At 34.7% G+C, this 9,670-nt stretch carries 11 protein-coding genes; 7 read left to right on the top strand and 4 right to left on the bottom strand.

What is annotated here, in order from left to right:
• Positions 1-296 precede the first annotated feature (296 nt).
• Genes NI461_RS13300 through NI461_RS13280 form a run of 5 tightly spaced genes read left to right on the top strand, consistent with a single transcriptional unit; the run spans position 297 to position 4,321 of the window.
• Complete coding sequence (locus NI461_RS13300) at positions 297-746, top strand: type IV pilin protein (protein WP_262934130.1); 450 nt, start codon at positions 297-299, stop codon at positions 744-746.
• The gene (locus NI461_RS13295; RefSeq protein ID WP_253157621.1) at positions 740-1,228 is read left to right on the top strand and encodes a Tfp pilus assembly protein FimT/FimU; all 489 of its coding nucleotides are present in this window, start codon (positions 740-742) and stop codon (positions 1,226-1,228) included. The genes NI461_RS13300 and NI461_RS13295 overlap by 7 nt, the downstream gene beginning before the upstream one ends.
• Positions 1,206-1,631, top strand: a complete 426-nt coding sequence (locus tag NI461_RS13290; RefSeq protein WP_253097596.1) for a prepilin-type N-terminal cleavage/methylation domain-containing protein — start codon at positions 1,206-1,208, stop codon at positions 1,629-1,631. The genes NI461_RS13295 and NI461_RS13290 overlap by 23 nt, the downstream gene beginning before the upstream one ends.
• Complete coding sequence (locus tag NI461_RS13285) at positions 1,628-2,284, top strand: hypothetical protein (RefSeq protein WP_253157618.1); 657 nt, start codon at positions 1,628-1,630, stop codon at positions 2,282-2,284. The genes NI461_RS13290 and NI461_RS13285 overlap by 4 nt, the downstream gene beginning before the upstream one ends.
• Before the next feature lie 12 nt (positions 2,285-2,296).
• Entirely contained in the window at positions 2,297-4,321 is a 2,025-nt protein-coding gene (locus NI461_RS13280; RefSeq protein WP_253157616.1) for a hypothetical protein, read from the top strand.
• Between the two features lie 228 nt (positions 4,322-4,549).
• On the opposite strand, the gene NI461_RS13275 is transcribed toward NI461_RS13280, so the two are convergent.
• The 4 genes from NI461_RS13275 to NI461_RS13260 form a co-directional block, all read right to left on the bottom strand.
• On the bottom strand, positions 4,550-4,693 hold the full coding sequence (locus NI461_RS13275) for a hypothetical protein (RefSeq protein ID WP_001125247.1): 144 nt from the start codon (positions 4,691-4,693) through the stop codon (positions 4,550-4,552).
• Positions 4,694-4,705: 12 nt separating this feature from the next.
• Positions 4,706-5,281, bottom strand: a complete 576-nt coding sequence (locus tag NI461_RS13270; RefSeq protein WP_253157603.1) for a plasmid replication DNA-binding protein — start codon at positions 5,279-5,281, stop codon at positions 4,706-4,708.
• A complete protein-coding gene (repM, locus tag NI461_RS13265; protein WP_180073049.1) occupies positions 5,274-6,224 on the bottom strand; it encodes a replication initiation protein RepM in 951 nt (316 codons plus the stop codon). The genes NI461_RS13270 and repM overlap by 8 nt, the downstream gene beginning before the upstream one ends.
• A 575-nt stretch (positions 6,225-6,799) precedes the next feature.
• A complete protein-coding gene (locus NI461_RS13260) occupies positions 6,800-7,141 on the bottom strand; it encodes a hypothetical protein (protein ID WP_163169833.1) in 342 nt (113 codons plus the stop codon).
• A 304-nt stretch (positions 7,142-7,445) separates the two neighbouring features.
• Here NI461_RS13260 and NI461_RS13255 point away from each other — a divergent pair, with 304 nt between their 5' ends.
• Positions 7,446-7,814: a LysR family transcriptional regulator gene (locus NI461_RS13255; protein ID WP_114150325.1), complete on the top strand. Its 369-nt coding sequence runs from the start codon at positions 7,446-7,448 to the stop codon at positions 7,812-7,814.
• An 815-nt stretch (positions 7,815-8,629) separates the two neighbouring features.
• Complete coding sequence (locus NI461_RS13250; RefSeq protein ID WP_253157601.1) at positions 8,630-9,382, top strand: hypothetical protein; 753 nt, start codon at positions 8,630-8,632, stop codon at positions 9,380-9,382.
• Positions 9,383-9,670 lie beyond the last annotated feature (288 nt).

The following is a 9,670-nucleotide window of genomic DNA, read 5'->3' as shown; positions in this document are numbered from 1 at the left end:
CATAAAGCGACCCAAATAGAAGAATTACTGCCACATCGCTGGAAATCCAACTCAAATTAAAAAATAGGCATGGGGTTCAGCGGACGCTTACAATGGAGGTTAATTTGGTGTAACTTTTCATTTTTTAGAGATTTATTTCTATTAAGAGTTAAGAAAAGATCAAATCTTAGTGAAGCTGATTTTATTTCGTTTATATAAAAAGTATTGAAAAAGGATTAACCAGCCATTTCATTGAAATATTAAATAATAAGTGTGATAATTTTCACAATTTATTAATATTTATATATTTATCTCTCATGCACAATAAATTTAGAAAAAAACCTTATAAATATAATGGTTTTACACTTATAGAGTTAATGGTGACAATCGCAATTGTGGCAATCCTGTCCGCAATAGCACTACCTTCATATCAAAATTATATTAAAAGAACCAATATTAAAGCTGCTCAGACAGACTTAGTTGCTTTGAGCTTAGTTTTTGAAAATTACTATCAACGTAATTTATCTTATCCTAATCAAGACTATACAACTACAAGTGCCCTTAGTGCTTCCAATGCGTTCCCCCAATGGTCTGCAAGCAAAACTGATATTTTTGAATTCTCTAGTACCAAAGTAGATAGTGGAAAAGGTTATGAATTAAAAGCAACTGCAAAAAATTCTAGCAATCTTAACGGCTGTATTTTAACAATTAATAATACTAACTCAAGAACTGCAACAACTAGCTGTGATGGTAAAACCACATGGTAACCCCTAGATTAAAAGAGCGCGGTGTAAGCCTTATAGAGCTTATGGTGACAATTACTATATTGGCTATTTTAGTAGTGACTGGAACATCATTAACAGCTTTATGGTCTAAACAAGCAGAATTGGATAAGGCTACCATGTCTTTAAAAAGTGCGATGGACCTAGCTAAATCTACAGCGATTCGCAATGAATTCTCCAAAAGTATGGATTACGCTGCAAGCCAAATTTGTTTTGATCAGAATAAGAAAGAGCTTTCTGTACATAAAGCTACCGCCACGGAATCAGCTAGTTGTACTACTACTATTGTATTTAGCTACCCTTTAAGCCAAACAATCGAAATTAAAGATGCTAATTCTAATGATTTCAAATGTTTCTCTTTCAATCATTTTGGTCAAGTTTCGACTGACATTACAGGCAACTGTAAAACTAACTTATCACTTACGATGAGTAATGGATCTCTCAATGAAACGAATAACTTCTATTAAAGTAAACCAAAATGGTGTTGGTTTATTAGAAGCACTTATTGCTGTTGCATTATCGAGTATTGTTATTTTAGGAGCCGTATATAGCACTGGTCGCATGCTTGTAAGCCAACAGCAAAATAATCTGCAATACATCGTAATTAATGAGTTGCGTACCAAACTGCAAAATGCAACGGTTGAACAAAAAAATGCTTGGTGTACAGGTACTTCAAAACCTACTATTGTCCTCCCAAAAGAAACAGAAGTTATTGAAATCACAGTAACTTGTGAATCAATGGAAGTTACTGTTAATAATGCTGCTAATTCTACTTATAACAAAACAATTACTGAAAAACAGCCTATTAAATTTGAAATTGAAAGTGCCTCTCTAGGTGGAAAAGTTACTGTGGGAGAAGCATTAAAATGAAGTATCAATCGGGTACAACGTTAATTAGCTTATTAATAGGTTTACTGATTTCAATGCTATGTATTCTTGCATTGCTTAGTTCTTACCGTACTATAGTTAAAACTGGTGTTGAGTCTCGTATAGCTGCAACCCATGATACTCAGTTACAAGCCGGCTTAACGACTGCACAGATGTTTCTACAAAATGCAGGCTTTGGTTTAGATGGTTCAAATAATTTATTAACCACAACTATTCAAGTTGGATCAAAAAATATATCAGCTGTGTTATGGCGTTATAACAATGGCACGAATATAGTTTGCCAAGGACTTGCTGATGTTGAAAGTTCAGATAATAAAAAAAGAAGATTTATTTTGCTTGAGGGTTTTGAAAATGATAGTGGTGCTCCTTGTAATGGAACCTTAAATTTAGGTTCATTTAAGTGGAAAGTACAAAGTACTCTGGCCAACCTAGTAGATTTTTCTACTGACAAATCAAATCCACAACAGATTACATTTAGCCAGACTACATCTGCGTGCACTCCATTTGGAGCAGGAACAATAGAGGAAAGTTCCCAGTACCCATTAATTATTATTTCTGCAAAAACTAGTACTCAAAAAATTGCGGGACTGGAAACAGTTCAAGTTCCTATTTGCCTCTTAAACATTGCTTCCTAACGAGTAAAGCTAATGACAATAGAAAATAAATACACCCCATATGCACAACGTGGTTTTGCAACTGTCCTTGTAGTTTTACTCGTTGCATTGGCTATTGCAGCTTCAGCTTTAGGAACAGCTTATTATATTAATACCTCTCAGAAAAGTTTAGTTTCGAGTCATGCTTTAACTAATGCTCAGTCAGGAGCTTGGACAGGTGTAGAGATTTTTCGAAAATATCTAAATAGCTTAGATGCGGCAGGTATTGCATCATTGGATAATCAAAATTTGACACTTAACGTTCAAGGTGGTCGTGAGCTGAAAGTAAATAATATCAGCAGTATTGAAACGAGTAATGATCCCAAACAATACCGTGTGACTGCAAATATTCAGAATGTAAGCGAAAAGTCTGAAGCATCTTCCACAATACAAATCGTTTACGAAATTTCCTTCACTTCTGACTCTACACCAGAAAATAATAGTTCAGGTCATAACACTTCATTTCCAGGTGCAATGAATTTCTACGGGAACCTTGATGCTAAAGGCGGTATTACTCTATCTAATGGCGATAATGAGCGTGCAGTTATTAATGTCGCTGGAAATTTTACAGCTAACTCAATTAAAGGTATAAAAACTTTAAATGTAATTGGCGACGTAAATATTTCTGGAGCAGGTATCGAAGGATTAGAAAACATTTACTCTAATGGAAATGTAAATTTATCAGGTAGTGGTCATGTAAACCTTATTTCATCAAAAGGTACAGTTATAACAGATGGCTCTTGGTCAGAAGGTGATATCTATGCAGATAAGAATGTAACAATTGATAGTAGTGGTGCTGTAAATAGTATTGATACTAAATCATCCATTTTTGCAGGAGGAAATTCAAAAATTGGGTCTGCTATAGCAGGAGAAAATATAAGTATTACTAATGCATCTATTGAAAAAGCTTTAGCTAATTTAAAAATTAATCATTCAAGTAATGGAAAAAACTTAGCGTATGCTACCAGTGGTGATGTATTAACTTGTGTTCAAAAAAATTGGACTGACTTTACATTACTCAAAGCAGTATCATTTTCAGATTGTACTGATAAGTTTCCTCAAAAAATTCAAACTATACCAGCAGGAACAAAGGTCGCGAATCCAACAGGAGCTTTAGTTACTGTCACAATGGCTAGTAAACCTTTGGTAAATGCACTTTTTTATGAAGAACAAGCAAATTATGTATTTAGTGTTAATAATCAAAATAAAGTTATAGTTTATGTTAGAAATGTTCAAAGTGTTCCTGAAGGCGAATATTATATCGGGCAACGTACTTTAAATAATCAAAGGTCTTGGGGTTACTTGTGTAAAACTATAGATACAAATGGTTTTTGCACTTCAAATATCGTAGCTAATCTAGGACGTCGAGTTGATAATGGTCCTGATATTATTAAATATGAAAATGACACGTGGATACTCAAAGACACTCAAAGTTCACAGTCTTCTCTTGCTCCAGGCATTTTATTTTTTAAAGGAAACATTGAAATTTCAGGTGGTTACTACACTAACACAATAATTAGTACTAAAAATATTAAGTATGGAAATGGTAATATTGAACTGAAAGCTCCAAACTATGTTGGTAGTCAAACAACTTGCAATAGTTCAAACTTTAATATGCCAACTAATTTATGTAGTTCATCCAGCTCTCTTATTCCAGCAAGTATAGGTAATATTGGTCTATTAGCCGGTTCGTGTTCAAATTCTATATCTCTAGAAACATGCGTACTTTCATATGATGGTGGTGATATTACATTTAATGGTTCAGCTAAAGTTGAAGGTAACATTATTGCAGGCAATAAGATTATTACAGGTGGATCAACTAGTTTAAAAGGCTCAATTCTTGCAGCCGCCCTTGGAAAGGATAGTGGTTCATCATTAGGTGGTTCTACAGATATTAATTTTGCTGGAACTACCCAAGAAAATACTACAATCACTCTACCTGGAGGACAAGATGATACTACTGAAAATAATAATAATAATACTGAACGCGTAAGAATTAAATGGGCAAGATATCTTTGACTTAGTCACTTGCCTAAAATAAATTTCTACTTATGTTAATTTTAAGATTTCCTAAAATTAACATAATACACCTTATACGAAATGCTTGAAATTTTCCTATAAGCATCAATATCTTAGTCAAAGCCGTTCTAGGGTTCAGCGCACTAGATCGGCTTTTTCATGATTATTCACGTTCCACGCCTATTCTTTGACCAATGTTTCACGACTTTGATTAGCTCAATTGAATAATCAGGATGCCTGGTCTTTTTCTTTTTGGCGTTCATCCAGCTCTTTCTTCAGCGCCTTTTTATCCTGGTACGATGCAATCAGCATGATCGGGATCAGCAGCGGAGCCACAATAATTCCCAGGGCAATGTCTTTCAGTTTCGGCATGATCTCTCTCCCTTAGTCATTATCAAAAACAGCATTCAGCACACGGCCAAATAAGCCACGTTTTTTAGGTTGTGGCACTGCCACATTTTGCAACGTGGCATGCTGTAGCGTTTGGGTGTGGTATGCTGTAGTTTCTTGTTGTGGCACTGCCACATTTTCTACAATATTTAATTCATTATTCTTTTTATTATCATTGTCTTGTTGTGTTGTCGCATGCTGTGGCATATCGGTGTCGCATGCCGTAGCATCTTGTTGTGGCGCTGCCGTGGCGGGTGCAACAGTTTTTAACTCAATAAGCGTCTGCATACGGTCGATTTGCTGCATTAAACGCTCTTCACGTTCTTGGTATTTTTTAACTTCATTTTCTAAATGAATAATGAGTTTTTTTGTAGATTCATCGTTATCTGATTTAGATGGTTCAATTTGTTGAGATATTTGCTCAGGCTCTCCAAAGCATCTAATCACTTCCGAAAGGTCAAATTGACCATCACTAGAGCGTGATAAACGCCCATTACGTACAGCTCTATAAATGGTTGACCTATCAATATGAAATTTTTTAGATACTTCACTTAGCGATAACTTAGCCATTTACGGTGTCCTTTTTATTTGATGGCATGTATCCCACTTTTTTTAGGTATGGGGATAGTTCTTTGATTTTTTCAGAGTCTTGTAGCATCTCAGCAATACGAACAGCAAATTGAGGATAGCTTTCAGTTCCTTGTGAATAGCGACCCATTTCAGGGAGTTCTGAAAGTTTGTTTGCAAACATATGCCGTTGAGCATCGGTCATCTTTGAAAAAAGGTCTAAGGTATTCGGATCTCTTTCTATTGATGGATTATCCTTTTTCTTCTGTTTAAACGTAAAAGAAAAACCTGTAATTGTTCGACCTTTTTTATGCTGTTCATATTTTACAGTGATATCCGTATGCTCATTTATTTGTTTAATAGCAAGCTCAAGTACACTAGTTTTAAAGCGCTCCATACGCTTGTACTCTGTATCGAGTACACCAATTCTTTGACGGAAATCACTTAGCTCTATAACTGGAGTAGAACCGGTACTTCTCCAAGCAATTAATAGTTCATATAAGCGGACAGCATAAGCACTACTGAGATTACTAACTTGCTGTAATTCATATTTAGTAAAATGCTCTTCTAAACGTGTAATTAATGGGACTATGGCGGGGGCAAAGATAAGCTTAACCACTGCTTCATTATCTACATATCCAATTTCACTAACCCAACGGGATCTATAGTTCTCAATATTCCCTCTTTCATTTATTTTTTGATAACTAAATTGTCTAGCAAATAAATCATTACAGGCATCTTTTAATGCTTGATAGGCAGTATTGCGATGTACACCAAATTGATTGATATAGCCTTCGGCATGTACTTCAAGGGGATCATTAGCATTAATCCCTTTCCCACTTTCCCTTGCTTCAACAATAGCCAGTAAAATTAAACGTTGTTCTACTAAGTCCAAGTTATAGCTTGCATTGATTAAGGCATTGTCTTTTACCACTAATTCTCTCATGAAGCACCAGTATTAATTATTATGCTATGACACAATAATTAATTTTAGTGCTATAAGCAAGGTAAACGGTGTCATATTGCAAGGTAAACGGTGTCATATTGCAAGGTAAACGGTGTCATATTGCAAGGTAAACGGTGTCATATAACCCTTAAAAGCATTGTGAGCAAAGGCTTTCAGCATATCTAAAAGCATTTAAAAACTTTAAAATAATTAAAAGCCCAAATCATGAAAAATTGCCCTTGGTTTTCGCTACGCTCAAACTCTATTGAATCTCGCTTTCGCTCGATTCGTCGGGGCAATTTTTTGGCTTATCTCGTTGTGACTTTAAGAAAAAGCAAAAGCACGATGAATTCGCTTCGCTCATAGAGCTTTTTTACTCGCTGCGCTCGATCTAGACTCAATTTTTTGTATGTGATTTATGCTTATTTAGGCTTCACAGCCTAAAAAGCTGTTTTTCAGAGGGTATAAGCGCGAATTTCAGCGATTTCACTCGTAGACACTCGTTCTGTACCTTCCTATGTGAATTTGAGCTTAAATCGCAAATGAGTGCATTTAAAAGCTAAGTTTTATAGTGATTAGATAAAATCTTTACCTTTTGTATGAGGGTCATAAGAAAAAACAGGTTTTTTAGTCTTCAATTTTTCTGTATTTCTTTCTGCATTCGTCATTTTCATTTTTTCATTAGAAGTAGGGACCATATCCTGAGACTCTAATTTTTCTATTTTATGTAAATGTACCTTTTTTTCACTCATTCCCATTTTATTCAAATTTCGCAAAACTGAACTGTAAGAAATATTGTTCGCTAGCTCAGGTAAATCAGCGTGGATTTCCTTAATTGTATAACCAGCTTCTAGCCGTTTTTCTATTTCAGGTAATACAGAGATGATGAATTTTTTAGCGCCATGTCTAGTGACCATAATGACTTCCTCTTTCTTTAATTCATGCAATTATATGCAACTATATGCAATTAAGAGCTTTTATACGATTTTATATGAAATTATCTGCAACTATAAGCTTTTAAATGGTTTTTATTCATTTTGATGTGCAATTATATGCGTTTATGTGCAATTGAACTTTCAGTGATATTGGCAAGATGTGTAATGTTATATAACATGGCAAGCCTTGGTTATATAAATTACCCGACTTATTCGCTTTCAGCTCAACGTGGCATCTTGTCCTGCGGAGCTTTTGGCATAGCCAAAATGTACTGGAAATAGAAAAATGACTGAACAGAAAAAGCCAAAACGGATACGCCAAAAAGTAATTCAAGTTGTGGTAACTGAAGCTGAAAAAAAGCAAATTGAAGAAAATGCTGCTCAGGGAAATTTATCAGCTTCTCAATATTTGCGTGATCTTGGTTTGGGCTACCAGCCTAAAAGCCTGACGGATGTAAAAACAATCCAGGAGATCCGTAGCCTAAAAGCAGATATGAATAAAGTGGGTGCACTACTGAAAAACTTAATGAATGGAGAACTGACTGATCCCAAAGAGATCCGATCTAAAGTAAATGGGCTACTGCTGGATTTTTCCAAGAACCAAAATTCAATTGATCTATTCATTTCTAAAGTCAGATCCGCGATCAAGTTTTAAAAAAGTGTAAGGTGTGTGACCTTGTATAGGGGCGTTAGCCTGAATTTCGAATAAGAGATTTTATGTTAAATAATGGTTTTTATATGATCTAGTATTTCTAAATATAAGTGCAATTTTACTAAGGTTGCTTAGATGCTATGGAATCTAAATATCTAAATTGTTCATCCCCCTTTACTTCATTTTCATGTTTAATCACCGCTATTAGTAAAACTATGGTCATAGCCCCAGCTAGATAGGTAATCTTTTTTCTCATGATTTCCTTATAGTAAAATTCTTTTTGCTTATTTTATATAAATCATATAAATAATAAAATTGTGATATATACCAATCTGTTAGGCAACTTAGTCTTATTCCAAATAACCAAAAAAAGCCGATATCTTTGTAAGCTCTAACCCACAAAAATTGAGGGATAGTTTTCGAAATAGAGTCTTTGATAAAATAGTAAAAATCAATAAATACCTACTTTTTAAACCATTATCATTTAGAGAATATTACCAAGTTGCTTAAAAAAGCCGACTTGTTTCCAAGTCGGCTTTTCGACATCGTCGAGCACATTTTTTATATCATAAATTTCCGATTTTTATAATTTTCAAAGTCTATCTTTCAGCTCTTTATGCAGCAAAGCCGAACTGAATTAAAAATAGAAATGTAGTTGAGCTGATGCTTGCTCATTTCTTTATTTTTAGTAATTGAGGTGAACATACTGTCAGTACATGGTAGTTATGGATGTAATATATAGTTTTTCCGACGTCAATAAACTCAACTATTTTGGATGTTAAAATAATCAATTATTTTTTAATACGAAAGGTTTTAAGATGAAATCAAAGAAAATACTCGCCCTTGCATTGGTGATGTCGTGTATAGCTGCTCTATCAGGCTGTAACACAACACCTGATAACAATAGTCAGTATACTAATGCAGTCGAGACTTCTCATAAAAATAGTCACAGTAATATTGCTAACCTCCAAGTTTTGGATATTAAGGGCAGTATTACTGGCTATGATACAAAGGAATATATATTCCATGCACAAGCTAATCAAGTATTAAGAGTAGTAAGACAAAACACATCAGACGATGTGGTATTAAATTTACTGTATCTTGGAAATAACAATAAAACTAGTGAACTCTCTGGTGATTTCCAAGTCCTGCCTTATACAGGGGATTATAAGCTTATCGTAAGCCAAACACGCAATGATGCCCGTAAGCATGCAAGCACCGAAATAAAATTTAATTTGAAAGCCTTTATCACTGACCAGCAGCAACCATCTAACCAGCAAAATTATGTCGTCAATTACAAGTGTGATAGCAACGAAAATCTAAGCGTAACCTACCACTTTAATAACCAAAAAACTAGTGCGACAGTGACTTACGATAATATTTCACAACAGCTAAACTTTGATGATCAATATAGTAAAAAAAATAATCCAGTATTCTCCAATAATAACTACTTACTGAGCGTAGGAACTATTAATGATGGCGTGTTTGGAGACTCAATGGTCTACTCTTTGTTAGATTTAAAAAAATCTAAAGGTGGCTACGCATTATTACAAAACTGTCAAAAATTATAAACGGTGGTCTTTATGCTGTTCAAGTTGGTTTTGAGTTTATAAGTTAATACCTGTTTTGACTGGGTTTAATATTTGAACCCAGTCAAAATTCTGTGTAACTGTTATTTGCTAACAGGAATCTCAATCTCTCACTAACCTCGGCCCAGTAGCAACGCTGATCCGCATTCTGGATGCTCATCCAACCTTGATTTAAAAAATTAGATAATAAAAAACCCCGGCATCCTGCCGGGGTTTTTCGTATTGGTTCGCTCGGTATAACTCCTGTCGTACCTTACAGTCCTTGTGCTT

Origin of the sequence: Acinetobacter sp. S4400-12 (assembly GCF_024129495.1) — a bacterium.
Taxonomy (GTDB): Bacteria; Pseudomonadota; Gammaproteobacteria; order Pseudomonadales; family Moraxellaceae; genus Acinetobacter; species Acinetobacter lwoffii_C.
This window is presented reverse-complemented; position numbering and strand designations above follow the sequence as displayed.

What these genes read in the sequence shown, in the direction of transcription:
- NI461_RS13250 (WP_253157601.1), top strand. Translation starts at nt 8,630, where the DNA reads ATGAAATCAAAGAAAATACTCGCCCTTGCATTGGTGATGTCGTGTATA.
- NI461_RS13280 (WP_253157616.1), top strand. Translation starts at nt 2,297, where the DNA reads ATGACAATAGAAAATAAATACACCCCATATGCACAACGTGGTTTTGCA.
- NI461_RS13260 (WP_163169833.1), bottom strand. Translation starts at nt 7,141, where the DNA reads ATGGTCACTAGACATGGCGCTAAAAAATTCATCATCTCTGTATTACCT.
- NI461_RS13290 (WP_253097596.1), top strand. Translation starts at nt 1,206, where the DNA reads ATGAAACGAATAACTTCTATTAAAGTAAACCAAAATGGTGTTGGTTTA.
- NI461_RS13300 (WP_262934130.1), top strand. Translation starts at nt 297, where the DNA reads ATGCACAATAAATTTAGAAAAAAACCTTATAAATATAATGGTTTTACA.
- NI461_RS13255 (WP_114150325.1), top strand. Translation starts at nt 7,446, where the DNA reads ATGACTGAACAGAAAAAGCCAAAACGGATACGCCAAAAAGTAATTCAA.
- NI461_RS13285 (WP_253157618.1), top strand. Translation starts at nt 1,628, where the DNA reads ATGAAGTATCAATCGGGTACAACGTTAATTAGCTTATTAATAGGTTTA.
- NI461_RS13275 (WP_001125247.1), bottom strand. Translation starts at nt 4,693, where the DNA reads ATGCCGAAACTGAAAGACATTGCCCTGGGAATTATTGTGGCTCCGCTG.
- NI461_RS13295 (WP_253157621.1), top strand. Translation starts at nt 740, where the DNA reads ATGGTAACCCCTAGATTAAAAGAGCGCGGTGTAAGCCTTATAGAGCTT.
- NI461_RS13270 (WP_253157603.1), bottom strand. Translation starts at nt 5,281, where the DNA reads ATGGCTAAGTTATCGCTAAGTGAAGTATCTAAAAAATTTCATATTGAT.
- repM (WP_180073049.1), bottom strand. Translation starts at nt 6,224, where the DNA reads ATGAGAGAATTAGTGGTAAAAGACAATGCCTTAATCAATGCAAGCTAT.